The following is a 26,344-nucleotide window of genomic DNA, read 5'->3' on the forward strand; positions in this document are numbered from 1 at the left end:
TGACCCGGGGCCCAGCTTTTTCGTCGGCCAAGAAGCTGGGCCCCGGCTCAAGGCCGGGGTGACGGATGGGGGATAGTCCATCCCGTGCGCCAATCTCGGTAGATCTGACACGCGTGGCTGCGTGCACCCCGGAACAAGTCTGGGGTGACAGTCGCGCAGTGGGTATCTGTAGCCCTAAAGTATCATTGTGAGGGAACCGCATGCGCGTCCTCCCTCGATGGCGGCGCATCCCGGTCGGCGATCAACTGACCGCCCGCACCGTAATTCTCCGTATTCACTTCCTCGATCACGATCTGCACCGCCTGCGGGTTCTTGCCCAGGCGCGCGACCAGGCTGGCGGTAACGTCGGCGACGATACCGGCCTTTTGCTCCTTGGTCGCGGAGCCCGCCATACGGATGCTGACGAACGGCATCAGGCCTGCTCGTCCTCGAACCAATGCGCACGCGCGGCCATGATGATCTCGTTGCCCTGCTCGTCGGACAGACCGTACTCGCCAAGCACGCCGCCCTTGTCCTCGGGGCGCTTATTGTCGGTTTCGGCGCGGCGGCGCTGTTCCTGGCGCTTCTTCTGCACCAGCTCGTCGGTCGCCAGATCGGCGAGATCGTCGAGCGTCAGGATGCCGGCCTTGCCCAGCGTGACAAGCATCGCTTCGGTGAGATGCGGCAAAGCGGCGAGATCGTCCGCCACGCCCATACCGCGGCGCAGCTCGCGATTGGCTTCTTCGCGGCGCTCGAGCGCCTCGGTCGCGCGGCTCTGCAGCTCGGCGGCGAGATCCTCGTCGAAGCCTTCGATCGAGGCGATTTCCTGCACTTCGACATAGGCGACCTCTTCCAGCGCGCCGAAGCCTTCGGCGACGAGCAGCTGGGCCAGCGTCTCGTCGACGTCGAGCTCGGTCTGGAACATCTCGGTGCGCTCGGCGAATTCCTTCTGGCGCTTCTCCGAGGCGTCGGCTTCGGTGAGGATGTCGATCGCCTTGCCGGTCAGCTGGCTAGCGAGGCGCACGTTCTGGCCACGGCGACCGATCGCCAGGCTGAGCTGATCGTCGGGCACGACGACCTCGATCCGCTCTTCTTCCTCGTCGATTACGACGCGCGATACCGAGGCCGGCTGCAGCGCGTTGACGACGAAGGTGGCGATATCGGGCGACCAGGGGATGATGTCGATCTTCTCGCCCTGCATTTCCTGCACGACGGCCTGAACGCGCGACCCCTTCATGCCGACACAGGCGCCGACCGGATCGATCGAGCTGTCATGGCTGATGACGCCGATTTTCGCGCGCGAGCCTGGATCACGGGCAGCGGCCTTGATCTCGATGATGCCGTCGTAGATTTCCGGCACTTCCTGCGCGAACAGCTTCTTCATGAAGTCGGGGTGCGCGCGGCTGAGGAAGATTTGGGGCCCGCGGTTTTCGCGGCGGACGTTGAGGATCAGCGAGCGGATACGATCGTTGACGCGCACCACTTCGCGCGGAATCTGCGCGTCGCGACGAATGACGCCTTCGGCGCGGCCGAGATCGACCACGACATGGCCGAACTCGACGCGCTTGACGACGCCGGTGATGATCTCGCCCATGCGATCCTTGAACTCGTCATACTGACGATCGCGCTCGGCATCACGAACCTTCTGGAAGATCACCTGCTTGGCGGCCTGCGCGGCGATGCGGCCGAATTCGATCGGGGGCAAAGGATCGACGATATAATCGCCGACGACCGCGCCCTTTTGCAACTTCTCCGCTTCCTTGAGGTTCACCTGCTTGAAATAGTCGTCAACCTGCTCGACCACTTCGACGACGCGCCACAAGCGCAGATCGCCGGTCGTGCCATCGAGCTTGGCGCGGATATCGTTCTCGGCGCCGTAACGCGAGCGCGCGGCGCGCTGGATCGCGTCTTCCATCGCCTCGATGACGATCGCCTTGTCGATCATCTTCTCGGTCGCAACGGCATTCGCGATCGCGAGCAGCTCTGCCTTGTTGGCGGAAACGGCGCTGAGAGCCATGATTTATCCTTCTTGCCTAGTAGTGGCGCTGGTCGGCGCCGCGTCGTCAATGTCGGTAGCTAGATCGTCGATGTCTTCGATGTCTTCGTCGTCGATGTCGTCGACCAGTTCTTCCTCGTCCGCGCCCTCGATCGAGAGCGGGCGGGTGGCGGCCAGCAGCCGATCGGTGAACAGCAGCTTGGCATCGGCGACCTGATCGAACCCTATGGTCATCTCGGCATGCTTGTTGACCGCGATGGTGATGCGATCACCGTCGACGCCGACGAGATCGCCGGTGAGCTGCTTGCGGCCCTCTACCGGCGCGGTCAGTGCGATGCGCGCCTCATGCCCCGCCCAGTCGGCGAAATCCTGCAACCGGGTCAGCGGGCGATCAATGCCGGGGGAGGAGACCTCCAGGCGATACTCGCTCTCGATCGGATCCTCGGCGTCCATCACGTCGGAGATGCGACGCGACAGATCGGCGCAATCGTCGATCGTCAACTGGCGCGTGTCCGGCCGCTCGGCCATCACCTGGAGCGTGATGTCGCCCGCCCCGCCGAACAGCTTCACGCGCACGAGATCGAAACCCAAAGCCTCGGCTTCGGGGGCGATCAGTGCAGTAAGCTTGGCGATATCGGCCAATGGGGTTCCAGACATAGCGTTGCAGACATGGGTTCGTGCCGCCGGAGCCGAGTGGCTCCAGCCTCTTCACCTGACGATGTAGAGAATGTGCCCATGATATAGTCCGTTGGCGCGGCGCTGGCAAGCGCTCGCATGCCCTGGTCCCATACCGTCGGCTCGGAACAAGTCGGGGGCGACGACGGTATGATGTGAAGCAGCGTTGGAGAATCGCCATGAAGTCTTGTTTTCTGTTTGCCGGACTTGCGGTCGGCACCGCCTGTTCCGCCGCGCCGGTCGAGGCTACGGCCGCCAAACCGTTTGCCGAAACCGTCGTCGCTGATTTTACCTCGCCATGGGCGATGACCTTCCTGCCCGACGGGCGGATGCTGGTGACCGAAAAGGCCGGGCAAATCCTGCTGGTCGCCAAGGATGGGAAATCGTCGCGCAAGATCGCCGATGTTGCGGTTGATTCGGCTGGGCAGGGCGGGCTGATGGATATCGTGCTCGCGCCGGGTTTCGCGCAAAACCAGAATGTCTATTTCAGCTATTCTGCGGCCGGTCCCGGCGGCAAGGGCGTCATCCTCGCCCGCGGCCGCCTGACCGGCGCGGTTGGCGTGGAGACGCTGTCGGGCGTGGAAATACTGTTTCGCGCCAGCCAATTCGTTGAGGGCAACGGCCATTATTCCGGCCGCATCGCCTTCTCTCCCGACGGCAAAGCTCTGTTCTTCACTAATGGCGAGCGGCAGAAATTTACCCCCGCGCAGGATCCCAAGTCGACCCTGGGCAAGGTGCTGCGGCTGACGCTCGACGGCCAACCCGCCGCAGGCAACCCGCTTGCGGCGCAGGGCTTCCATCCCGCGGTGTGGTCCTATGGCCATCGCAACCTGCTGGGCATCGCATTCGACGGCGCGGGCAATCTGTGGGAGCAGGAAATGGGGCCAAAGGGCGGCGACGAGGTCAATCTCATCGTTCCAGGCAAGAATTACGGCTGGCCCAACGCCTCTAATGGTAGCCATTATGACGGCCGCGATATTCCCGATCACGCGCCTGGCGACGGCTACGAGGCGCCCAAGGTATCGTGGAACCCAGTGATCTCGCCGGGCGGACTGATGATCTATTCCGGCAAGATGTTCCCGCAGTGGCGGGGCGATGCGTTTATAGGCGGGTTATCGAGCAAGGCGCTGGTGCGAATCGATCTCGACGGCACGAAAGCGGCCAAGGGCGATCAGTGGGACATGGGCGCGCGCATCCGCGAGGTCGAGCAGGGGCCGGATGGAGCGATCTGGGTGCTGGAGGATGGCGCGCAGGGCGCGCAGGGGCGGCTGATCAAGCTGACTGCGCTGGGGTAGCGCCCATGAACGTCATCCCAGCTTTCGCTGGGATGACGCTGAGGGCCCACGATGGTGCGCCCTCACCCCCGCACGATGAGATAATTCATCCGTGCCGCCGCGATCGGCTTGGCGGGGTCATCCTGCCAGGCGGTTGCTTCGACATTGGCGACACGGTTGCCCAGCCTGGTGACCAGCCCGGCGCTGTAAGTCAGCTTGTCGCGACCGCCGCGCATGAAGTCGACCGTCACGTTGATCGGCTTGATCCGTCCGCCACCGTCATCGGCCAGCGCGCGCTGCAGCGCGACGATCGCGGCCATCTCCATCAGCCCGCTGATCGCGCCGCCATGCAGGAAGCCGGGGCGACCGAGCACGCCATCGGCATAAGGCATGATCAGGCGGCAGCCATCGGCGCATTCGGGATCGACATAGAGACCCAGCGTCTCGGCATAAGGCGGCAGCATCAGAAATACCCCTCCGGCGCCATGAACGTGCCGGCGACATGCGCCAGCGGATCGGCCGGATCGCCATCATGCGCCTGGCCCCGCACGAAGGCGATCGAGCGAGCCACGCGGTAGCATTCGCCGCGGCCGATCACCGTCTTGCCGGGTGTCGCCGGGCGCAGATAATCGACGCGCAGATCGAGCGTGGCATGCGCGCGGAACCCGCCGAGCTTGAGCCACACCGACATGCTCGTGGCCATGTCCATCATCGACAGGATCGGGCCCGAGGCGATCACGCCGCTGTCGGCATCGCCGACCAGGCGCAGGTCGTACGGCATCGCCATCTCGGCCCAATCTGGGCCGTGCGCTTGATAGCTCAGGCCAAGATGCTTGCCATGGCCGCCGGCGCCGCTTTTCAGGAAGCGCGCGGGATCGAAGACGAAGGTCGGGATGCTCATGGGGCGCGTCTATACACGCAAGGCCCGCGCGCAAAGCACGGTGTGGGTTGCAAAGCGCAACCGGACGCGGCAGCACTCTGCAGGAACCGTCATCCCGGCGCAGGCCGGGATATCATTGGGCTGGTGCCACGCCGCCCGCCAAAGACCCCAGCGTTCGCTGGGGCGACGAGCAGGGGAGAGCGATATGACCTTTCAGAACGAGCGCGTCTCGATCACCGTCGCCGACCACATCGCCGACGTGAAGCTGACCCGCGCCGACAAGATGAACGCGATCGATCCGGCCATGTTCGTCGGCATCGGACAGGCGATCGATGCGCTGGCCGGGATGACCGACGTGCGCTGCGTCGTGCTGTCGGGCGAGGGCCGGGCATTCTGCGCCGGGCTGGACATGTCGAGCATGGCGGCGGGGGGATCGGGCCTCGCGCTCGATCCCCGCAACGCTCAGGGCTCGATCCTGCCGCAGCATGTCACTTGGGGCTGGCGCAATCTGCCGATGCCGGTGATCGCGGCGGTGCACGGCGTGGCGATGGGCGGCGGTTTCCAGATCATGTCGGGTGCCGATATCCGCATCGCCGCGCCGACGACGCGCTTCGCGATCCGCGAGACCTATTGGGGGCTGGTGCCGGATATGGCCGGCTTCCCGATCTGGCGTGGTTTAGTGCGTGACGATGTGCTGCGCGAGCTCGTCTATACCGCGCGGGAATTCGCGGCCGACGAAGCGCTGCAGCACGGCTTCGTCACGCGGCTGGCGGACGATCCGCACGCCGCGGCGATGGACCTCGCGACAGTGATTGCCGGGCGCAGTCCGCACGCCATCCGCGGCGCGAAGCGATTGTGCAACATGGCGCACGACGCCGATCCGCGCGCCATGCTGGTGGCGGAAACCGAGGAGCAGATGAAAGTGATCGGCAGGCCCAATATGATGGAGGCGGTCGCGGCCAACATGGGCAAGCGCGCGGCGGTGTTCATCGATTGACGGCGTGCTGTTGCGGCGCATCGCCACGGCCACTTCCTGGACCACCCCCAAGCCTTGCCGAGAAACGGTCGGGCCGCATCAGCGCCGTGGGCGCACCAGATCCGCCGCCAGTTCTTCGCTCGCCACCGTCTGCAATGCCACCGCCTGGGCCGGCGACAGGCCGAGTTCGTCCGCCGCGCTTTCGTTCCGCCCGAGAATACGCGGGTCGATCCCGGTGACCCGCCCGAACACCACGAGCGCCTCGAGATAATAGCCCGCTATGCTCGCATGATATTGGTCGAACGACCAGAGATCGAGTTGCCCGAACGCGACGCCGTCATAGGGATTGGCATCGGCCACGCCGGTGGCGAAGGCGCGGTTCCAGGCTTGGCCGACCGGCAGCACGCTGGCCACGCCCGGCGTCGCCCCACGTACGCGATCCGCCGCGCGGCGCAGATCGTCGGCCATCGCCGTGACCGGTTTGCCGTACCAGGCGCCGGTCGGGCGATAGGTCTGGTCGGCGCGTGTCCAGGTCGCCATCAGGTGCACCGCGACGCCCGGATTGCGCGCCCTGAACAACGCGGTGAGCCGCGCCGCATCGCGCAGATAGCCGGTGGCCTCGCCGGGGCGCTGCGGGTCGAGCGTGCTGTATTCCTGCAGCACGACAATGTTCCAGGCGCGGTCGAACAAGTGCCGGCGTTGCTCGTAATGGAAGCCGAGGGTCTGGCCGCCCTGTGTCTCCAAGCTAACCTGATAGTTGAGCCCGACCCGCTCGGTAAAATGCTTGAACAAGGCCGGCACGCCGCCATAGCGGGCATTGTTGAGATCGCTCACCGTGTTCGCGCGCCAATTGCGCACTGCGGAATGGGCACCCTGCGTAAAGCTGTTGCCGATGAACAGAATTGTGCGCGGCGCGCCCGCCGCGGTCGGCACCACCCGGGGCGGCGGCGTGCGCGGCGTGACTTGCGTCGCGGCCGGACCAGCAATCAGGCCGATCGCGGCGATCATCCAGAATTTCATCGTGCGACCCCTATTCAACCATCCTTTCATCGACGGTCGCGTCGCCGTCGTCCAGCGTCTAGGGTTCAGCGTCCAGGCGAGCGGCGGCGCACCAAGGCCGTTCCCGCCGTTCACCGTGCGGGCAAGAGTCTCACGCAAGAAGGCTATCTTACCGCGAGGTTGTGTCGGACAACGCGATCCTGCGGCCCAGCGTTGTCAGGGCTGAGCCGTGAGCATCAGAAATTCAGCCCGAAAAATTCCTCGATTTTGCTTCCGACATAATCGAACTGTTCGGCGCCCAAACCCGGATACAGGCCGAGCCAGAACGTGTCATTCATCACCCGGTCGGTCTGCGTCAATTCGCCGACCACGCGGTAGTTGACGTGCTCGAAATAGGGCTGGCGGGTTAGGTTGCCTGCGAACAGCAGCCGCGTGCCGATCTTATTTTGATCGAGAAAACGGGTCATGTCGACGCGTTTGGCATCGACTCCGTCGCGCAGCATCAGCGGATAGCCGAACCATGACGGATCAGAGTTCGGTGTCGCCTCAGGCAGAATGAAGATATCCTCCATGCCCTTCAGCCGTTCGGTCAACAGCGTAAAGTTGCGCCGCCGCGCGGCGATGAAGTCCTCTGCGCGATCGAGCTGCGCCAGCCCGCAGGCCGCCTGCATGTCGGTGATCTTGAGATTGTAGCCAAGATGCGAATAAACGTATTTGTGATCGTAACCGAACGGCAGCGTGCCATGCTGCTGCCCGAAACGCACGCCGCAGGTATTGTCGCAGCCTGGCGCGCAGTAACAGTCGCGGCCCCAATCGCGGATCGATTCGATGATCGGGCGCAATTCGGCCAACTGGGTGAACACCGCGCCGCCTTCGCCCATCGTCAAATGATGCGCAGGATAGAAGGACAAGGTCGCGACATCGCCCCACAGGCCGACATTCTTGCCGTCATAGGTCGCGCCGAGCGCATCGCAGCAATCCTCGACCAACCAAAGATCGTGTTCGTCGCAGATGCGACGCACTTCGGCCAGGTTGAACGGATTGCCCAGTGTGTGGGCGATCATGATCGCCCCGGTCTTGTCAGTGATAGCGGCCTCGATCAGGTTCGCATCGATATTGTAGGTCGGGATATCGACATCGACGAACACCGGGATCAGGCCGTGCTGGATCGACGGATTGACCGTGGTCGGGAAGCCCGCCGCGACAGTGATAACCTCGTCGCCCGGCTTCAGGCGGCGATCGCCGAGTTTGTGGCTGGTCAGGCACGATAATGCGAGCAGGTTGGCCGACGACCCCGATGTGGTGGTGAGCACAAACGGCGCACCGACCAACTTGGCGAGTCCGGCCTCGAACAAGGTATTGAAGCGTCCGGTGGTCAGCCAGCCGTCGAGGGATGCCTCGACCATCAACTCGATCTCGGGCGCACCGATCACCTTGCCGGCAGGGGGGATTACGCTTTCGCCGGGCACGAACGGCTTGGGCGCAAACTGGGCTTCGGCATATTGCCCGACCAGCTTGCGGATTTCCTTGCGGAGGTCATCGGTCGTCATGTTCAAATCCTATTTGGTAATGTCGGTGCTGGCGCTGGCAAAGCGATCCAGTTCGGTGTGGCAATATGCATGCATGTCGGCGCCCGCTTGCCAGGCACGGTGCCAGGCAACGATGCTGTCCAGCGCCTGCGCCAGCGTCCAGCGCGGCTCCCAGCCAAGCCCGGCGCGGGCCTTGGAAATATCGAGTTTGAGATAGCGCGCCTCGTGCGGCTGCACGCTCTCGTCGCGCGCCCAATCGGCCCCGTTGCCCCATAAGGCGCACAGATGCTCGACGATCCACTGCACGGGGCGGGCATCGTCGTCGCGCGGACCGAAATTCCATGCCTCGGCGGTCGCGGCAGGATTTTCCCACAGCGCTTGAGCGAGGACCAGATAGCCGGATACCGGTTCGAGCACATGCTGCCACGGGCGGATGGCGAGCGGATTGCGGATCGCCACGGGGTGCCCGTCGCTTACGCTGCGCAGGATATCGGGGATCAGCCGATCGGCTGCCCAATCTCCACCGCCGATGACGTTACCGGCGCGGCCGGTGGCGATCGCCGCGCGGCCATGTTGAAAGAACGATGCGCGATAAGCCGCGGTGACGAGTTCGGCGCAGCCCTTCGAATTGCTGTACGGATCATGCCCGCCCATCGGCTCGTCTTCGCGATAGCCCCACACCCACTCGCGATTCTCGTAGCATTTGTCAGTCGTGACGACACAGACGGCGCGGACGGCCGCTGCCTTGCGCACTGCGTCGAGCAGATGCACCGTGCCCATGACGTTGGTGGCATAGGTGCCGACCGGATCTTCATAGGATGCGCGGACCAGCGGCTGGGCAGCCATGTGCAGAACGATCTCGGGATTGGCGTCGACCAGCGCGTTCTCAAGCGTGTCGCGGTAGCGAATGTCGCCGATGATCGAGGTCATTCCCGACGCGACGTTCGCGACCTCGAACAACGCGGGCGCGGTCGGCGGCGCCAGCGCGAAGCCGGTAACGTGGGCGCCCATCTTCTGCAGCCACAGCGCGGTCCAACTGCCCTTGAAACCGGTATGTCCGGTCAGGAAGACGCGCTTGCCGGACCAGAAGGCAGGGTCAACAGTGCCCTTCACCGCCATACGCACCACGGCGCATTGCCGCTTTCCCAAAGGTTGTTGAGCATCTGCTTTTCGCGCAGCGTGTCCATTGGCTGCCAGAAACCGTGATGTTCGTACGCCATCAGTTCGCCTTCCTGCGCCAGATTGCGCAGCGGCTCCTGTTCCCACAGCGTATCGTCGCCCTCGATATAGTCGAGCACCTTGGGCGAGAGTACGAAGAAGCCGCCGTTGATCATGCCGCCATCGCCTTGCGGCTTTTCCAGGAAGTTCGCGACCCGACCATCCTCGATTTGCAGTGCGCCAAACCGGCCCGGCGGATAGGTGGCGGTCAGCGTCGCCGCCTTGCCATGCGCCTTATGGAAGGCGATCGATTCCGTGATGTCGATGTCGCCGACGCCGTCGCCATACGTGAAGAAGAAGAAGTCTTCGTCCTTCACATGCGCGGCAACGCGCTTCAGTCGCCCGCCGGTCTGAGAATGGTCACCGGTATCGACCAAAGTCACGGACCATGGTTCGGCGCGCTTCTCGTGTACGATCATTTTGTTTTCACGCATGTCGAACGTCACGTCGGACATATGCAGGAAGTAATTGGCGAAATACTCCTTGATCACATAGCCCTTGTAGCCGCAGCAGATCACGAAATCGGTGACGCCGTGGGCTGCGTAGATCTTCATGATGTGCCACAGGATCGGTCGCCCGCCGACCTCGATCATCGGCTTGGGGCGCAGGCTGGTTTCCTCGGCGAAACGCGTGCCAAGTCCGCCGGCGAGAATGACTGCCTTCATGGTTGTAACCTCAGTTGGAACTGACAAATGCGTCGGAAAAAAAGCGTCCAGGCGGCAAGCCGCGCGCCACCATGGCGGCACGGGCAGACGCGATCATCGCGCTCGACCCACAGGCATAGAACACCGTGTCATCGGCGTCGAAACCGTGATGGATCGCAGCGTCTTGAACATAACCCCGCCGGCCGGCCCAGCCGGTAGCGGCGCCCGACAGCAAGTGATGGACGCCGATATCGAGCCCGAGCGATGCCGGATCCCAGCAGAAGCTCTCCGTCTCGCGGTTTCCCCAAAAGACGTGCAATCGGTGTCGAGCAGCCCGGTCCGGGTCCGTGGCGAGTTCTTCGAGCAGCGCCTTGACCGGAGCAATGCCGGTGCCGGTTGCCAAAAACACGATGTCGGTCGGCCCGTCTTCACGCAGGAAGAAGGTGCCGAACGGGCCCTCGATGCGCAGCAGATCGCCTGACTGAGCACGGTCGAACCAGTAGGCGCTGAGCATGCCGCCCGGATAGCGCTTGATGATGAGCTCGAGCAGTCTATCGGCACGCGGCGCATTGGCCAGCGAATAGCTTCGGCGCACACCGTCGGCGATTACATCGACATATTGCCCGGGAAGGAAGTGCATTGGCGACATTGGCGGCGTTTTGAGGATAACTTTGACGATGTCGGTCGCGAGCCGTTCGATCGATACGATCCGGCTTGGCATGGTCTTGATCGCGATATCGTGGAGCCGGTCGAGCGGTTCGATATCCAGAGTGAGGTCACCCGCCGCGGCACGGCAACACGTCAGGATCAGGCCCTGCGCGACCTCCTCGGCGGACAGGCATTCGTCTTCCGGCCGCAGGATCACGGTTTCGCCACGGATCACCGGCGCTTTGCACACGCCACAACGCCCCGTGCGGCAGCTATATTCCAGCGTAATGCCTTGGGCTCGTGCCGAATCAAGTATGGATGTAGCTGAATCCGCGATCAGGGTGCGGCCGTTGTTTAGCGTTACGAAAGACATAGCGGGGCGTTGATAGTTGTTTATCGTCCGCAGTCCAGCATGAAGACGGTATGCCATTGTACCCGGCGTCCCTGCCGCCGACCTCGATCGCGCGCGCCGTATAGTGCCAGGTCGTTATCATCCCGCGCAAAGCGCTGTTGCAGGTTTGATGTATAGCAATGATAAAACGCAAGTTTCGTTCTGCTTTTCCATTACACAAATATTACACTTCTATCGGCAGACCTATCGATCGTCGCGACAAAGCTCCCGTCTCATGGGCCGACACAGCATGAGGCGACAGGCAGGGCATTGACAGGAAAGGCAAAAGACGACCAATGAACGGTGTGGTCGAGAGTGCGCGTGGTGATTTGCGGTCGGTAGCGATCGTGTGTTGAATAGATGACTTTGTGCCGGAGGCCGGATTGCCAGGATTATACGTTTCATTCACTCCGCAGGCTGCTTCGATGCACCTGGGTGAATGGACACATCCAGCTTATAGAGCATATGTCGATCGGCATCAGGAGGCACACGCTCTGCCCAGAGGGTGACCGTCGCTGCTACTAGACGCGGTGTGTCGCGCCAACTGACCCGGTCGCCCTTCAAACGCCGCATTACCTAATACCGCTTGGAAGGCGAGAGCTCGTCGCTCGCCGCGGAGTCGCCACACATTGATAGATTAGTATTTCGGGGGAATTGACGTGAATCAGTACGAAAAGCGGATGCTCGCGATCCTCGAAGAGGGAAAAGCCAATCATAAGATTTTGGCCGTAAAGGCTGAATTCGAAGCTGAAGGCACGCGTGTCGATGAGCTATTGCGGCTGCTCGAAATTGCCCGGCGGGCGGGGGTGAAGGTCGCCATCAAGATCGGTGGCTGCGAAGCCGTGCGCGATTTGATCGAATGCCGCATTTACGGGGCCGACTATATCATCGGGCCGATGATCGAGACGCCGTATGCGTTGAGCAAATATATTGCCGCCAAGGACAAGGTCTATCCGCGCAACGAGCAGGACGAGGTTAGCTTCCTGTTCAACCTCGAGACACGCGAGACGTTCGATCACCTGGAGCAGATGGCCGCCGTCGCCAAGGAAGGCAGGGTTGGCATGGTGTTCGGTCGCGTCGACTTTGCCGGGTCGATGGGCAAGGATCGTGGGTTCGTCAATTCGGACGAGATGCTGGGTTATATCTGCAAAGTTGCTGAAGTGTGCCGCGACGATCATCTCGAACTCGTCGTCGGTGGCGGCGTCAGCCCGGATTCCGTTCCCTTGCTGTCCGCCGTATTGGAAACGCGCCTCGACCGGTTCGAAACGCGCAAAGTGGTGTTCGATGCGACGGTCGTGGACAACCCGGCATCGGCCCGGGCGGGCATGGAGCTGGCGATCGAATTCGAATTGCTGTGGCTGAAGAACAAGCGCGATTATTATCAGACGATCGCGTCCGAGGATGCGGCGCGGATCGGCATGATGGAACAGCGCCAGCAGGGCGCGGTCAAAGCCGCGGCCTGATCGACATGGCCAAGATGCGCGTTGCCGATCTGATTGCCCGCCTGCTGGTGGAGCATGGCGTTACCGACGTTTTCATGCTCACGGGCGGCGGCGCGATGCACCTCAATGATGCCTTGGGGCGCGCGCCAGGCCTGCATAAGGTGTTCGTCCATCACGAACAGGCGGCGTCGATCGCGGCGGAGAGCTATGCCCGGCTGTCCAACCGACCGGCAGCGGTGAACGTGACCACCGGGCCGGGCGGCGTCAATGCGCTGAATGGCGTCTACGGCGCCTATGTCGATTCAATCCCGATGATCGTTATCTCAGGCCAGGTGAAGCGCGAAACCTGCGCCTTCAATTACCCGATGCCTTTGCGGCAATTGGGCGATCAGGAGGTCGACATTGTTGCGATGGCGCGCGGCATCACCAAATACGCCGTCGTACTCGACGACCCCAAGGATGCGCGCCGCGTGGTCGAGAAGGCCATTCACCTGTGCCGTCGCGGACGCCCTGGGCCGGTCTGGATCGATGTGCCGATCGACGTGCAGGCCGCCCCGGTCGATTTCGACGAACTCGCACCATTCGATCCGGCGGATCTCGACCGTGAGGACGAGGCGGCAAACACCTCGGGCGAGCTTGGTGCGCTGGCCGGCGAGGCGCTGAGCGCGGAAGTTGCCGCGATGTTGGGCGAACTTTGTGCCGCGGAGCGACCAGTGGTGTTGGCTGGCGCAGGGGTGCGATTGTCGGGGCAGCATGACGCGTTCCTGCGTTTCGTCGAGCGCTTCGGCGTGCCTGTCGTGACCGGATGGAACGCGCATGACGCGATTCCCAACAACAACCCGCTCTATGTCGGGCGACCCGGCACCGTTGGCGATCGCGGCGGCAATTTTGCCGTGCAGACGGCGGATTACGTTCTGGTGCTCGGCTCGCGGCTCAACATCCGTCAGATCAGCTACAATTGGCAGAGCTTCGCCCGCAACGCGCGCATCGCCATGGTCGATATCGACAAGGCCGAACTCGACAAGCCGACACTTTCCCTGCACCGCCCGATCCATGCCGACCTGCGCGATTTCTTCGCCGCGGCTGAGAATATCGCCACGCCCGACGGCGATCGCGCCGACGCGCGCGCGGCATTCCTCAAGCGCAGCGTGGAGCGCGCCGCGCGCTACCCGGTAGTGCTGCCCGAATATCGCACGACCGAAGGCCTGATTAATCCGTACATCTTCGGCGAGGCACTGTTCGCCGAACTGGAGGAAGGCGATATCGTGGTCAGCGGCGACGGCACGGCGTGCGTCACGATCTTCCAAACCGCCGATCTCAAGCCCGGCCAGCGGCTCTATACGAATTCGGGGTGCGCCTCGATGGGCTATGACCTGCCGGCGGCGATCGGCGCTTATCATGCCGGTGGCGGGCGGCGGATCATCTGCCTGGCGGGTGACGGCAGCATCATGATGAACCTGCAGGAATTGCAGACCATCGTCGGGGCTGCGCTGCCGGTGAAGATCTTCGTGCTCAACAATGACGGCTATCACTCGATCCGCCAATCGCAGCAGAATCATTTTCCGGACAATATCGTCGGCTGCGGCCCTGACAGTGGCCTTACGTTCCCGAATTTCACTCGCCTGGCGGGGGGCTTCGGGTTGGCCGCATCGCGGGTCGACACGCATGCCGCGCTGGCGTCGGTGATCCGTGCGACGCTTGACTCGGACGGCCCGCAACTGTGCGAAGTAATGATCGACAAGCGGCAGGAATTCGCCCCGAAGCTCAACTCGCGCAAGCTCGACGATGGAACAATGGTCTCGCCAACGCTCGAGGATCTGTCGCCGTTCCTGTCACGCGAGGAACTCGCTGCGGCGATGGCGCCGGGCGAGGTCGTCGCTTGATCCGCCACATCATCTTTGATCTCGATGGGACGTTGGTGGACAGTTGCGCAACCTGCGTCGACATCCTGTCCGACATTCTGGTCGAACGGGGGAGTGGCCAGACGATCGACCTCGCCGCGGCGCGCGCTTATATGAGCCGGGGCGGGCTCGAAATGGTCGCCGGCTTGCTGGGGCCTGCCTGTGCCGACCCGGCCAGCGACCTCGCCGATTTTCGTGCGCGTTACCGTGTGCGCGATACCCCTATGGGCAGTGTGTATCCCGGCGTTGCGGAAGGCCTGTATCGTCTGCAAGCAGCAGGCTTCATCCTGTCGATCTGTTCGAATAAGCCACAGGAATTGTGCGAGAAGGTGCTCAGCGATACCGGCTTGGCGGATCATTTCGCGCTGGTGATCGGTGCGCAAGCGGGGCGGCGACCCAAACCCGCCCCTGATCTGCTCGCCGCCACGCTCGCAGGCCTGGGCGCCGTCCCAGCCGAATGTCTGTTCGTCGGCGATAGCGAACTCGATTACCAGATCGCTCGTGATGCTCGGATACCGTTCAATTTCCTGACCTATGGCTATGCCGAAGACGGTTGGCTGCCGGCTGTCGGTGCAACGTTCGACAGTTTTCGGGCGCTGACTGAAACGCTCTTGGCGCAACATGTCGATGCTTGAAGCCGAGGTCGCCAAGGCGCTGGCGCATAACGATCGTCATATTGCAATCACCGGGGCGAGCGGATGGATCGGACGCGCCACGCTAGATCTGCTTGAACGCACGTTGGGCGACGCGTTCGCCACGCGCGTAAGCTGTTATGGGTCTTCGGCGCGGGCAATCGATATCGGCGAGGGACGCGTGGTGTCACAGCACGCTCTGTCGGACCTTGCGCAATTGGGGTCCGGTCCCGTCTGGCTATTGCATTTCGCATTCCAGACGAAGGAGCGTGCCGACGAAATGTCCGAAGATGCCTATCGCGCCGCGAACCAAGCGATTGCCGATACGGTGCTCGATGCGCTGGATAGGATTGACGTGGAAGCAGTGTTCGTCGCGTCGTCCGGCGCGGCCGGTAAAGCCGATGATCCTGCCGCGACGGCGGGGATGCGGCTTTATGGCGCGATGAAGCGCGATGACGAGGCACGTTTTTCCGCCTGGGCCAGTGAGCGCGGGCGTCGCGCGGTGATCGGGCGCATCTTCAATCTCACCGGTCCGTACATCAACAAACACGATGCTTACGCGATTGCGAGCTTTATCCGTGATGCGCAGGCCGCACGGCCGATCGCTGTCCACGCGCCGCGCGCCGTGATCCGCGGCTATGTCGCGATACGCGAGTTGATGTCGCTGGTCTTTGCGCTGCTGGGAGTGGCGCCCGATGCTGTGGTCCGGTTCGACAGCGGCGGCGAGGCACTGGAGCTCGGCGAGGTCGCACGGATAGTCGCGCAAACGCTTGGTGGCGGACCGGTCGCGCGCGCCGCGATCATCGACGCGGTGGCGGACCGCTATGTCGGCGATAGCGCGGCCTATGCGGCGCTCTTAGACCAACACGGCATTCGTCCCGTGGCGCTCGACCAACAGGTGCGCGAAACCGGCCGATACATGGCGCAATGATCGCAGTACAGGACGGCGCAATGACACTATGCTTCAGGACGCTCAAAGGAAATCCGAACCTCATGACCTTCCCCATTTCCACTGGCCTCCGCACTATCCGGGTCAGCCAAGCGTCCTGTCGGGTGCGGCGCTGTCTCGCGTCGGCTTCGGCGATTGTGATGGTCATGGGCACAGCTCCGGTTTCCGCGCAGGTGCTCGGCCAGACCAACGTGCCCACCGGATCGCCGCTCGATCCGACCGGCTACGGCCAGAACGGCTCGCAGGACGACACGAATCAGAGTCAGAATTCGAACCAGAACCAGAACCAAAACGGCACCAGCAGCCAGTCGACCATCTATGAGCCGGTCGCGGTCAACGGCCGCTCGTCGAATAGCAGCTTGAACAACACCAACGGAAGCAACAGCAACAGCGCGAACGGCCCACGCGTCGGCGAGAATGGGCTGCTCGATCTCGACAGCCTGCGGCTCCGCCAGCCGGCCAAGCCGGGCGAATTCGAGATCTGGGCTAAGCAGGTCACCGGGCGCAACCTCAAGCGCTATGGCAGCGACTTGCTGCTGCCCAGCGCGCGCGACTTCGCGATGCCCGCAACCTCGACCATACCGCCCGATTATGCGCTGAACATTGGCGACACCATCTCGATCTCGCTGACCGGATCGGTCGAAGGAAGCATCGACGTGCCGATCGACCGCGACGGGAAGATCTTCCTGCCCAATGTCGGCACTATCTCGCTGCTCGGCACGCGCTATCGCGACCTGCGCGACCGCATCGCCAACGCGGTTGGCCGCAAGTATCGCGGCTATGAAGTGTCGGTGTCGATCCAGCGACTGCGCGGCGTGCGCGTCTATGTCACCGGCTTCGCCAACCATCCCGGCGCCTATTCGGTCAACAGCCTGTCGACGCTGGTCAACGCGGTGCTGCAGGCCGGCGGCCCGGCGGCCGGCGGCAGCTTCCGTTCGGTCAAATTGTATCGCAATGGGCGCGAAGTCGCTGACTTCGATCTGTACGAGTTGCTGCGCAAGGGCAATCGCGCGCGCGATCCGCTGCTCGAGAATGAGGACGTGCTGTTCATTCCCGCACTTGGCGCGCAGGTCGCGGTGATCGGCAGCGTCAACGAAGAAGCGATTTACGAAACCAAGCCCGGCGAGAGCGTCGCCGACCTGGTCCAGCTCGCCGGCGGTCCCACCAACGTGGCCGATCCATCGCGCGTCATCCTCTATCGCCTCGGCGACCAGGATACGGTTGGCAGCCAGCAGCTCGACCGCGCCGCCGCGGCGGGCCTGCCCGCCGAAGGTGGCGACATCGTCCAGATGCTGCCGCAGGGCTCGCTCGCCCGGCCGCTCGAGCGCCAGCAAGCGATCGTGCGGATCGAGGGCGAAGTGAACAAGCCGGGCAATTATTACGTCGCGCCCAACACCCCGCTCGAACAGGTCATCCAGCTGGCGGGTGGGCTCACCTCGCGCGCCTATGTCTATGGAACGCGCTTCTCGCGCGAATCTGTCCGCGCGCAGCAGCGCGCGAGCTTCCTCGACGCGGTGGACCAGATGGAGCTGTCACTTGCGGTGGCGCCCCTCAACGGCAATCAGCTGATTGATTCGGCCGAACGCCAAACGCAGCTGACCGCAGCGCGCGCCTTCCTCGATCAGTTGCGGCGCAAGGAACCCGATGGTCGCCTGGTGATCGACCTCGCGCCCGCCGACCAGGCGCTGCCGGGCACCTTGCTGCTTGAGAATAACGATCGCATCGTCGTCCCGCCGCGGGTCGACACCGTTGGCGTCTTCGGCGCGGTGTACCGCCCGGCATCGTTCCTGCTTGGATCGGGCAAGCGCTTGCGCGTTAAGGATTATGTCGAACAGGCCGGTGGGCCGATCCGCGGCGGTGACCGCGGGAACATCTTCGTTGTCCGCGCCAACGGTTCGGTGCTGACCAAGCGCCGCGGCGCGCTCAATGCGCATGTCTTGCCCGGCGATGCCGTGTTCGTTCCGGTCCGGACGCAGTCGTCCTCGATATGGGCCAAGATCCGCGACATCACCCAGATCGTCTACCAGCTCGGCCTTGGCGCTGCGGCCATCGCGGTGCTCAAGTGATGACGCAACCTCGCTCGATCACCGGCTGGTTTGCTCGGTTGCCGCTGATCCGCAATCCTTGGCCGCGGCGCGCATTGGTCGTCGCGCTAGTGGCGATATGCGCGCTTCTTACCCTATTCCCACAGCGTTATCTCGCGTCAGTGAGCCTGACCCCGACCGATCCGGGCAGCCTTGGGCTAAGTGGTACGCTTGGCCAGCTCGGCGCGGTCAACAGCGTGTTTGGCAATCAGGCGGCGGTGGAAGTCAGCCTGAAGGTAGCGCGCAGCGAAGCCGTGCGGGCACTGGTGATCAAGCAACTGAAGCTCGATCGACGTTTGGCGCTCTCCCCACTTGAGACGCACCGCTGGCTTGATCACCATGTCGATATTCAGGTGCTGCGCGGTGGCATCCTGCAGATCGATTTGAAGCAACGCGATCCGAACCTCGCCCGTGATGTGGTTTCCGCTTATGGGGTCGCCGTACGCGACCAACTGACCTTGATTGCGCGCCGACAAACCGATCAGAAACGCGCCATCCTACTGCAATTGTTTGACGATGCCGGCGAGCGACTGGCTCGCGCACGGGGCGATTACGACACCTTCCGTCTGACCACGCGGTATAGCAGCCCGCAGGCCGCATTCTATGCGGCCGGCGATCGTATTCCGGCGCTCGAAGCCGACATCCGTGCCAAGGAAGTGGAACTGAGCGCGATGCGGCAGTTCGCGACGGACGACAACATCCGCGTCCGCCAGTTAATAGCCGGGATCAACGCCGTACGACAGCAGCTCGCCACCGCGCGATCTACGTCCCCGGGACAGCAGAGTTCGGTCGGCCAAGTCGTTCGGCAGACCACTCAGGCGGAGAAATTGAAGCGCGAACTGGATATCGCGCAGACGCTCTACGACAATTACAAACGGTTCTTGCAAGGCACGTCCGTTGAGGACCTGACATCCAGCGTGAACGTTCGCATCCTCGAAACTGCCTATATCGATACTAGTCGTCAATATAACGTGGCCCCGCTGGCTGTGGGCGTTGTGATCTTCCTCCTGGCGCTCATGCTCGAATTCTATGCGCTCCGTCCACCGGTGGTAGAGGCGCGACTCTCGCGATCGGCCGCATGACGGACCAGGCGCGTCCAGACCTCTCGGTCGTCATCCCGTGCTATAACGAGGCGGCGAACGCGGCCGCCATCTGCGCAGCGGTAATTGGTGTGCTCGAACCACTGCAATTGAGCTTTGAGATCCTGTTTATCGACAACGCATCGACCGACTCGACCGTGGCTATCATAAAGGATATTTGCGCCAGCGATCCGCGGGTTCGCCTGATCGTCAATACGCGCAATTACGGCCAGATGCGGTCGCCGACCCATGCGATCTATCAAACAAGCGGTCGTGCCACGATCGGCATGTGTGCCGATTTCCAGGACCCGCCGGCGCTGCTGCCGGAATTCGTCGCGCGCTGGCAAGCCGGCGCGGATATCGTGCTGGCCGTACGACAGGGTGAGGCGAAGAACGGCCCGGCCTTGCGGATGATGCGTCGCTTGTCATACTGGCTGGCGCGCAATTTCAGCGATTACCCTGTCCTGCCGGGTGCCACGGGGTTCGGGCTCTACGATGCGCGCGTGGTGGACGCCGTGCGCCAGCTTGACGAGCCGGAACCCTTTTTCCGGGGCATGTTGGTGGAGACGGGCTACCGACTGGAAACGATCCCCTTTGCGCGTCCGCCGCGCGCCGCTGGAAAATCGAAAAACAACTTTCCCGCGCTGTTCGATTTCGCCATGTCGACCCTGGCCGGGTCGTCAAAACGGCTGCTGCGGCTGCCAATCTATATTGGCGTGTTCGGCGCACTAATGGCGGCAATGATGCTGGTGGGCGGCTTGGCCGCCTATCTTCTGGGAAGGCCGATCGCCGGGTGGTTCATTGCCTCCCTTGTCCAGGCGGAGTTTGCCTTGCTGTTCGGATTCCTCGGGCTATTGGGCGATAACGTTCGGATCATCTCCGAGCGAACGCGTGGTACGCCGCTCGTACTTGAGCGCGAGCGGATCAATTTCCCGGCCGATTGACATGGTCATTCACGTGTCGCGGGCACGACTTGTCGAGATCTGGCGCTATTATCAAGCCGGGCTGGCAAATACAGCCTTTGGCTTGGGCGCTTATGCGTTGCTCGTCTGGGCGGGGTTGAGCATCTATTTGGCGCAGTTCTTGGCGCATTTTGCCGGCGTGGTGTTCAACTATATGACCTATAGCCGCCACGTCTTTCGCGACGCGCAGCCTGCGAAACTGCGCTTCGCTCTCTCCTATTGCCTTAACTATCTGTTCGGTTTGGCAGTCTTGTCTCTCGTGGCGCGGATCCTGGTATCGCCGTATCTCATCGGCTTGGTGACGGCGCTGCTGGTATCCTTCGTGAACTACTTCTTTCTCAAATACCTGATCTTTCTAAAGCGCGCGGCATGACTGTTACCCCCGCCTTACGGCGCCGGTGGCCCTGGCCCGAATATGCCATGACGATCCCTATCGTCTTTGGCATAGCCTATACGATCTGGTTCTTTGTAGAATACCACTATCTGCCGCAGCCGTTCTTCTACGAACCCAGCGGGACGTGGATGGACTGGTATTCATTGACGCAATGGTCGCAGCATCAGGGCGCCTATGACGTCGCCCAGACGATCTATCCGCCATTGTCGTTCGTGCTCATGCGGCTATTCACCTTCCCGCGTTGCTATGAATTGACCTATTCAGAAGAAGCGCGATCCTGCGATTGGATCGGCGGTGTTGCCTTGACGGGCATGTGGGTGATCAACATCGTGTTGACCTACCTTTCCTTCCGCAAAATCGACCGCGCCACGGCGGTGCCGCGCACTTTTGCGATAACCTGCGGCTATCCGATGCTGTTTGCGTTCGAACGCGGGAACGTGCTGATCTTTTGCTATGCTTGCATGTTGCTCGGTTTCGGACCGCTATTGAAATCGGCGCGGCTGCGATGGGTGTTCGCGGCCTGTGCGCTGAATTTCAAAGTATATCTGATCTCCGCGGTCGTCGCGCCGCTACTGCGTCGCCGCTGGGTCGCTGTCGAGGGCACGATCATATGTTCCGTGCTCGTCTATCTAGCTACTTGGTATATTCTCGGCGAGGGTAGCCCTGCACAGATCATTCGCAACATCAGGAATTATTCCGGTGGTTTCGGCGCCGCCGCAGCGCTCGATCTATGGTTCGCATCCAGCTACATCCCGGTTCAAACGCTGATGACCGGAACGTTTCCCGTCTACGTCGTGGTGAGTTCCAATCAGGCTGACATGATCGTGCTTGGTGTGACGACGTTCACGCGAAGTATCCAGCTACTCATCGTCGGCGCAGCCGTCGCCACCTGGCTGCGTCCGGAGGTGGTTCCACCCTATCGTATGGTGTATCTCGCCACAGCGCTGGCGCTCAGTGCCTCGGAAGCGGGTGGCTATACCGAGATACTGTTGTTCATGTTTATCTTCATGGAGCCTTGGAAAGGGATCGGCCGAAAAACCGCGATCACCATCGCTTACTTTTTGTGCATCTCGTTCGATATCAGCCTCGGAAAGGTCCCCCCCGTGGTGCGGGATAGTTTCCTTGGCCAAGCCGAGGTAATTGCCGAATATGGTGTTGGAATCATGTCGCTCTTGCGGCCTGGCCTGAACCTTATCGCGACAGCAATCCTAGCGGCTATAACGATCCTCGATGTCCGGAAGGATATCCTGGCCCAAGGTTGGCAATCACGGTGGCGTTATCGATCCGATTTGGCGGTGTTTCCCAATATTCTAACGCCATTGCCACCGGCTCGAAGCGGTGGGGCAGGCAAAGAGAAATGACCCCTGCACGATATAGCCTGAGGGCACTGGCATCACTCATTGGTGGCACGGTGACTTAATGCCGTCCTTGCGTCTCGGGCGGCAGGCATGGCTGCTGCTCGCCATCCTCTGCGTCGCTTTGTACCTGCGCCTCGCCACGATCGCCTTCGGCCTGCCGGCGATGAATGATCCGGACGAACTGATGTTCGAACTCGGCGCCCTGCGCATGTTGCGCACCCACTCGCTCGATCCCGGCTGGTTTGGCCATCCCGCGACCACGACGATGTACGTGCTGGCGGTAATCGATGCGGCGGTCTTCGGCTTTGCCACGCTCACCGGGCGCGCCGCCTCTGCGCGCCAATTCGGCAGCATGGTCTATGCCGATCCCAGTTGGATCGTATTGCCCGGCCGCATTGCCATGGTGTTGTTCGCACTTGGCACGATCTGGCTGACATGGTCGCTGGCCAGACGGTTTTTCGGCCCCCGCGCGGGTCTTGTCGCGGCGCTGCTGCTGGCGCTGAATCCGGTGCACATCACCTGGTCGCAGATCATCCGCTCGGACATGATGGCCTGCCTGTTTATGCTGCTATGTCTGCGTTCGTGCGCGGCGATTGCCGATTCCGGAAAGCGCCGTGATTATGCCTGGTCCGCATTGTGGCTGGGCCTGGCCATCGCGACCAAATGGCCGTTCGCCCTGTCCGGCCTCGCCATCGCCGCGGCGAGCATCGCGGCGGCGCAGAACGGCGTCCTGTCGCGGCGTACGGCCATGGCGCGCGCCGTCGGGGCGGGCATCGCTGGGCTCGTGATCCTGTTGCTGGTCTCGCCCTATCTGTTGCTCGACTATCCAACGGTGCTGAAGAACGTGCAGGGGGAGGGGCAGGCACGCCACCTCGGCGCGACGGGCGGAAGCCCCTGGTACAATCTTTCATGGTATCTGGGCGGACCGCTGCTCACCGGCTTCGGCGTGCTTGGGCTGGCGCTCGTCGCGTTCGGCGCGCTGCATCTTGGGCATCGTCGCCGGGCGATCGTCGTGCTGGTGCCGGTCGCGGGCGCGTTCCTCGTCTTGTTTTGCCTACAGCATTTGGTGTGGGAGCGTTGGGCGCTGCCGTTGATGCCGCTCGCGGCGATGGTTGCGGCATGGGGGTATGTAGAGTTTTCCGAACGGCTGCAGCGATCGTTCGTCGCGGGATGGGTGCGGTATGTGCCGGCGGCGCTGCTGCTGGCGACCGTACTGCCGTTGAGCGCGCGTGCCGCAGCGGATGGCCGGGCACGCATGAACGATACGCGCCAGCAAGCCTCGGCCTGGGCCCGGGGCCATATTCCGCGCGGGAGCCGTGTGCTGATCGAACATAATGCGTTCGATATGCTCGATCGCCCTTGGTCGTTCCTGTTTCCGATGGGCAATGCCGGGTGCGTCGATGTCGTTGCCCTAATCGAAGGACGCGCCAGCTATGCCACGATCGATCTGGCCCGCGACGGTCGCTCCAATGTCGATTACGGGACGATGGCGCCGCAACGCCGTGCCGAATGTCGCGCCGACTTTGCGATCTTGACGAATTATGGCCGCTATCGCCAGGAGCGCGCGCTGTTTCCCCGCGAATATGCCGCTTACAGGGCGCTCATCGCGACCGGCTCCGTCGTCGCAACGTTCGCCCCCGCGCCCGGGACGAACGCAGGGCCATTAGTCGTCATCGTGGATCTTCGGCCAGCCGGCGTGCGAACGCAGAACGAGCGTTTCGGCGTGCCGCCCCGAATGCGCTCGCACCTGCGATAGACTGGCGCGCCGTCAATCATCAGGGTCTCCAGTCAGACGTCGAGATTGGCGACGCTGAGCGCATTCTCCTGGATGAATTCGCGGCGCGGTTCGACCACGTCGCCCATCAGGCGGGTGAAGATCTCGTCGGCGACATCGGCCTGATCGACTTCCACGCGGAGCAAGGAACGGTTCTGCGGATCGAGCGTGGTCTCCCAGAGCTGTTCCGCGTTCATCTCGCCCAGGCCTTTGTAGCGCGAGATGGTCAGGCCCTTGCGGCCGGCAGCGAGCACCGCGTCGAGCAGCTGGCTCGGGCGCGCGACCATCGTCGTGCCCTTGGTCGAGCTTGCCGCGGCCTGCGGGGCGTCTTCCTCGGCATCCGCCGCGGCTTCTTCGGCTTCGGCCTGCGCTGCCGCCGCCTTGGTCGAGACCAGCCGTGCCGTCTGCTCGAAGCTTTCGGCCTGTTCCTCGGCCAAGGCATGGAGCTTGCGTGCTTCGGCCGAGCCGAGGAACGCCGCTTCGATGATGTGGTGATCGGTCACGCCGCGCCAGGCGCGTTCGAAATGCACGCTGCCATCCTCGGTCAGGCTGACGGTCCATTTGGCTTCCGGATCGGCGGCCATCAGGCCCTTCGATACGGTGGTGACATGCGCCAGGCGATCCTCACGCTTGGCGTTGGGATCGAGCGCCCCGCCCATCGCCAGCGCCTCGACCATGGTCGGATCGTAGCGGCGCGGAATGTAGCGCATCAACGTGCGCATGCGCCGCGCGTGATCGACCAGACTGCGCAGATCGGCGCCGGAGCGCGCGCCGCCCGGGCCTTCCAGCACCGTCGCGGCGACGCCGTTCTCGATCAGATAATCGTCGAGCGCGTTATCATCCTTGAGATACACTTCGCTGCGACCGCGATTGGCTTTGTAGAGCGGCGGCTGGGCGATGTAGAGATAGCCCCCCGTGATGATCTCGGGCATCTGGCGGTAGAAGAAGGTCAGCAGCAGCGTGCGGATATGCGCGCCATCCACGTCTGCGTCGGTCATGATGACGATCTTGTGGTAGCGCAATTTCTCGATCTTGAAGTCGTCGCGGCCGATGCCGGTGCCCATCGCCTGGATCAGCGTGCCGATTTCGCGGCTCGAGAGCATGCGATCGAAGCGCGCGCGCTCGACGTTGAGGATCTTGCCGCGCAGCGGCAGGATCGCCTGATAATGCCGGTCGCGGCCCTGCTTAGCGGAGCCACCGGCGGAGTCACCCTCGACCAGGAACAGTTCGGACTTGGCGGGGTCGCGCTCCTGGCAATCGGCCAGCTTGCCGGGCAGCGAAGCAATATCCATCACGCCCTTGCGGCGCGTCAGTTCACGCGCCTTCTTGGCGGCTTCGCGGGCGGCGGCGGCGTCGATGATCTTGGCGACGATCGCCTTGCCGTGCGCGGGATTTTCCTCGAGCCATTCGGCGAGTTTGTCGGCCATCAGGCTTTCGAGCGGTTGGCGCACTTCGGACGAGACGAGCTTGTCCTTGGTCTGGCTGCTGAACTTCGGATCGGGCAGCTTGACCGAGACGATCGCGGTCAGGCCTTCGCGCATATCGTCGCCGGTTAGAGTGACCTTTTCCTTCTTCAACATGCCGGATTTCTCGGCATAATTGTTGAGCGTGCGGGTCATCGCGGCGCGGAATGCGGCCATGTGCGTGCCACCGTCGCGCTGCGGGATGTTGTTGGTGAAGGCGAGGACGTTCTCGTAATAGGAGTCGTTCCACTCCAGCGCGACGTCGATCGTCACGTCGTCGCGCGTGCCGCTGATCGCGACCGGCTCGGGCATCAGCGGGATCTTGTTGCGATCGAGATACTTCACGAACGCGGCGATGCCGCCCTCATAATAGAGCTCGGTCGTCTTCAGTTCCTCATGCCGCGCATCGTTGAGAAACAGGCGCACGCCGGAATTGAGAAAGGCGAGTTCGCGGTAGCGATGCTCGAGCTTGTCGAAATCGAACTCGGTGATCTTGAACGTGGCCGGCGACGGGAAGAAGGTGACGCGCGTGCCCTTCTGACCGATCGCGGCGGGGCCGACGATCTTGAGCGGGGCGACTGCGTCGCCGAACGCGAAGCGCATGTAATGTTCCTGGCCATCGCGCCAGATGGTCAGATCAAGCCATTCGCTGAGCGCGTTGACGACCGAGACGCCGACGCCGTGCAGGCCGCCGGAGACCTTATAGGCATTGTCGTCGGACGTATTCTCGAACTTACCGCCGGCGTGAAGCTGGGTCATGATGACCTCGGCGGCCGAAACGCCTTCCTCGGTATGGATGCCGGTCGGGATGCCGCGGCCGTTGTCTGCGACCGAGACCGAGCCGTCGGCATTGAGCGTGATATCGATCCGGTCGCAATGCCCGGCCAGCGCTTCGTCGATGGCGTTGTCGGATACTTCGAACACCATGTGGTGCAGGCCAGAGCCGTCGTCGGTATCGCCGATATACATGCCGGGGCGTTTGCGCACCGCATCCAGTCCCTTCAGGACCTTGATCGAGTCTGCGCCATAATCGTTGGTATTGGGGTCTTCAGCCATGCCCAGCATATAGGGTTGGGGGGGCGAAAACGGAAGCGAAA

At 62.8% G+C, this 26,344-nt stretch carries 23 protein-coding genes; 12 read left to right on the top strand and 11 right to left on the bottom strand.

Annotation, left to right across the window (positions count from 1 at the left end):
- Nucleotides 1–182: 182 nt before the first annotated feature.
- Genes U1739_RS10715 through rimP form a run of 3 tightly spaced genes read right to left on the bottom strand, consistent with a single transcriptional unit; the run spans nucleotide 183 to nucleotide 2,617 of the window.
- Entirely contained in the window at nucleotides 183–413 is a 231-nt protein-coding gene (locus U1739_RS10715; RefSeq protein ID WP_332707780.1) for a tautomerase family protein, read from the bottom strand.
- Nucleotides 413–1,996, bottom strand: a complete 1,584-nt coding sequence (gene nusA / locus U1739_RS10720; protein ID WP_332707784.1) for a transcription termination factor NusA — start codon at nucleotides 1,994–1,996, stop codon at nucleotides 413–415. The genes U1739_RS10715 and nusA overlap by 1 nt, the downstream gene beginning before the upstream one ends.
- Before the next feature lie 3 nt (nucleotides 1,997–1,999).
- On the bottom strand, nucleotides 2,000–2,617 hold the full coding sequence (gene rimP, locus U1739_RS10725; RefSeq protein ID WP_332707787.1) for a ribosome maturation protein RimP: 618 nt from the start codon (nucleotides 2,615–2,617) through the stop codon (nucleotides 2,000–2,002).
- Between the two features lie 212 nt (nucleotides 2,618–2,829).
- On the opposite strand from rimP, the gene U1739_RS10730 reads away from it, so the two are divergent.
- Nucleotides 2,830–3,945 (top strand): PQQ-dependent sugar dehydrogenase, encoded by a 1,116-nt coding sequence (locus U1739_RS10730; RefSeq protein ID WP_332707789.1) that lies wholly within the window; start codon nucleotides 2,830–2,832, stop codon nucleotides 3,943–3,945.
- Between the two features lie 62 nt (nucleotides 3,946–4,007).
- On the opposite strand, the gene U1739_RS10735 is transcribed toward U1739_RS10730, so the two are convergent.
- Together U1739_RS10735 and U1739_RS10740 are read right to left on the bottom strand one after the other, a co-directional pair.
- Complete coding sequence (locus U1739_RS10735; RefSeq protein ID WP_332707791.1) at nucleotides 4,008–4,388, bottom strand: PaaI family thioesterase; 381 nt, start codon at nucleotides 4,386–4,388, stop codon at nucleotides 4,008–4,010.
- On the bottom strand, nucleotides 4,388–4,825 hold the full coding sequence (locus tag U1739_RS10740; protein WP_332707794.1) for a PaaI family thioesterase: 438 nt from the start codon (nucleotides 4,823–4,825) through the stop codon (nucleotides 4,388–4,390). The genes U1739_RS10735 and U1739_RS10740 overlap by 1 nt, the downstream gene beginning before the upstream one ends.
- Before the next feature lie 184 nt (nucleotides 4,826–5,009).
- On the opposite strand from U1739_RS10740, the gene U1739_RS10745 reads away from it, so the two are divergent.
- A complete protein-coding gene (locus U1739_RS10745; protein WP_332707797.1) occupies nucleotides 5,010–5,801 on the top strand; it encodes a crotonase/enoyl-CoA hydratase family protein in 792 nt (263 codons plus the stop codon).
- 78 nt (nucleotides 5,802–5,879) lie between these two features.
- Here U1739_RS10745 and U1739_RS10750 read toward each other — a convergent pair whose 3' ends face one another.
- The 5 genes from U1739_RS10750 to U1739_RS10770 form a co-directional block, all read right to left on the bottom strand.
- Complete coding sequence (locus U1739_RS10750; RefSeq protein WP_332707800.1) at nucleotides 5,880–6,800, bottom strand: DUF4886 domain-containing protein; 921 nt, start codon at nucleotides 6,798–6,800, stop codon at nucleotides 5,880–5,882.
- Between the two features lie 215 nt (nucleotides 6,801–7,015).
- Nucleotides 7,016–8,329: a lipopolysaccharide biosynthesis protein RfbH gene (gene rfbH / locus U1739_RS10755; RefSeq protein ID WP_332707803.1), complete on the bottom strand. Its 1,314-nt coding sequence runs from the start codon at nucleotides 8,327–8,329 to the stop codon at nucleotides 7,016–7,018.
- Between the two features lie 9 nt (nucleotides 8,330–8,338).
- Entirely contained in the window at nucleotides 8,339–9,427 is a 1,089-nt protein-coding gene (gene rfbG, locus U1739_RS10760) for a CDP-glucose 4,6-dehydratase (protein WP_332707972.1), read from the bottom strand.
- Complete coding sequence (gene rfbF, locus U1739_RS10765) at nucleotides 9,418–10,191, bottom strand: glucose-1-phosphate cytidylyltransferase (protein WP_332707806.1); 774 nt, start codon at nucleotides 10,189–10,191, stop codon at nucleotides 9,418–9,420. The genes rfbG and rfbF overlap by 10 nt, the downstream gene beginning before the upstream one ends.
- 10 nt (nucleotides 10,192–10,201) lie before the next feature.
- On the bottom strand, nucleotides 10,202–11,248 hold the full coding sequence (locus U1739_RS10770; RefSeq protein WP_332707809.1) for an FAD-binding oxidoreductase: 1,047 nt from the start codon (nucleotides 11,246–11,248) through the stop codon (nucleotides 10,202–10,204).
- Nucleotides 11,249–11,868: 620 nt separating this feature from the next.
- Here U1739_RS10770 and U1739_RS10775 point away from each other — a divergent pair.
- The 10 genes from U1739_RS10775 (at nucleotide 11,869) to U1739_RS10820 (ending at nucleotide 23,766) form a co-directional block, all read left to right on the top strand.
- A complete protein-coding gene (locus U1739_RS10775; protein WP_332707812.1) occupies nucleotides 11,869–12,672 on the top strand; it encodes an aldolase/citrate lyase family protein in 804 nt (267 codons plus the stop codon).
- A gap of 5 nt (nucleotides 12,673–12,677) precedes the next feature.
- Nucleotides 12,678–14,534, top strand: coding sequence for a thiamine pyrophosphate-binding protein (locus U1739_RS10780; RefSeq protein ID WP_332707815.1), 1,857 nt, complete (start codon nucleotides 12,678–12,680; stop codon nucleotides 14,532–14,534).
- The gene (locus U1739_RS10785; RefSeq protein WP_332707818.1) at nucleotides 14,531–15,187 is read left to right on the top strand and encodes an HAD family hydrolase; all 657 of its coding nucleotides are present in this window, start codon (nucleotides 14,531–14,533) and stop codon (nucleotides 15,185–15,187) included. The genes U1739_RS10780 and U1739_RS10785 overlap by 4 nt, the downstream gene beginning before the upstream one ends.
- Nucleotides 15,174–16,115, top strand: a complete 942-nt coding sequence (locus U1739_RS10790; protein WP_332707821.1) for an NAD-dependent epimerase/dehydratase family protein — start codon at nucleotides 15,174–15,176, stop codon at nucleotides 16,113–16,115. The genes U1739_RS10785 and U1739_RS10790 overlap by 14 nt, the downstream gene beginning before the upstream one ends.
- A gap of 158 nt (nucleotides 16,116–16,273) precedes the next feature.
- On the top strand, nucleotides 16,274–18,199 hold the full coding sequence (locus U1739_RS10795) for an SLBB domain-containing protein (RefSeq protein WP_332707824.1): 1,926 nt from the start codon (nucleotides 16,274–16,276) through the stop codon (nucleotides 18,197–18,199).
- A gap of 38 nt (nucleotides 18,200–18,237) precedes the next feature.
- Nucleotides 18,238–19,299, top strand: coding sequence for a GumC domain-containing protein (locus U1739_RS10800; RefSeq protein ID WP_332707827.1), 1,062 nt, complete (start codon nucleotides 18,238–18,240; stop codon nucleotides 19,297–19,299).
- The gene (locus tag U1739_RS10805) at nucleotides 19,296–20,240 is read left to right on the top strand and encodes a glycosyltransferase family 2 protein (RefSeq protein ID WP_332707830.1); all 945 of its coding nucleotides are present in this window, start codon (nucleotides 19,296–19,298) and stop codon (nucleotides 20,238–20,240) included. Before U1739_RS10800 ends, U1739_RS10805 begins: the two co-directional genes overlap by 4 nt.
- Nucleotide 20,241: 1 nt before the next feature.
- Nucleotides 20,242–20,631, top strand: a complete 390-nt coding sequence (locus U1739_RS10810; protein ID WP_332707833.1) for a GtrA family protein — start codon at nucleotides 20,242–20,244, stop codon at nucleotides 20,629–20,631.
- Nucleotides 20,628–22,013 carry a hypothetical protein gene (locus tag U1739_RS10815; protein ID WP_332707836.1) on the top strand — a complete coding sequence of 462 codons (1,386 nt, stop codon included), beginning with the start codon at nucleotides 20,628–20,630 and terminating at the stop codon, nucleotides 22,011–22,013. The genes U1739_RS10810 and U1739_RS10815 overlap by 4 nt, the downstream gene beginning before the upstream one ends.
- Nucleotides 22,014–22,071: 58 nt before the next feature.
- Complete coding sequence (locus U1739_RS10820) at nucleotides 22,072–23,766, top strand: ArnT family glycosyltransferase (protein ID WP_332707839.1); 1,695 nt, start codon at nucleotides 22,072–22,074, stop codon at nucleotides 23,764–23,766.
- A 32-nt stretch (nucleotides 23,767–23,798) separates the two neighbouring features.
- Here the strand turns inward: U1739_RS10820 and gyrB are convergent, their stop codons facing one another.
- Entirely contained in the window at nucleotides 23,799–26,303 is a 2,505-nt protein-coding gene (gyrB, locus tag U1739_RS10825; RefSeq protein WP_332707842.1) for a DNA topoisomerase (ATP-hydrolyzing) subunit B, read from the bottom strand.
- Between the last annotated feature and the right edge of the window lie 41 nt (nucleotides 26,304–26,344).

The sequence above is a fragment of the Parasphingomonas puruogangriensis genome, assembly GCF_036663635.1.
Lineage (GTDB): Bacteria > Pseudomonadota > Alphaproteobacteria > Sphingomonadales > Sphingomonadaceae > Sphingomonas.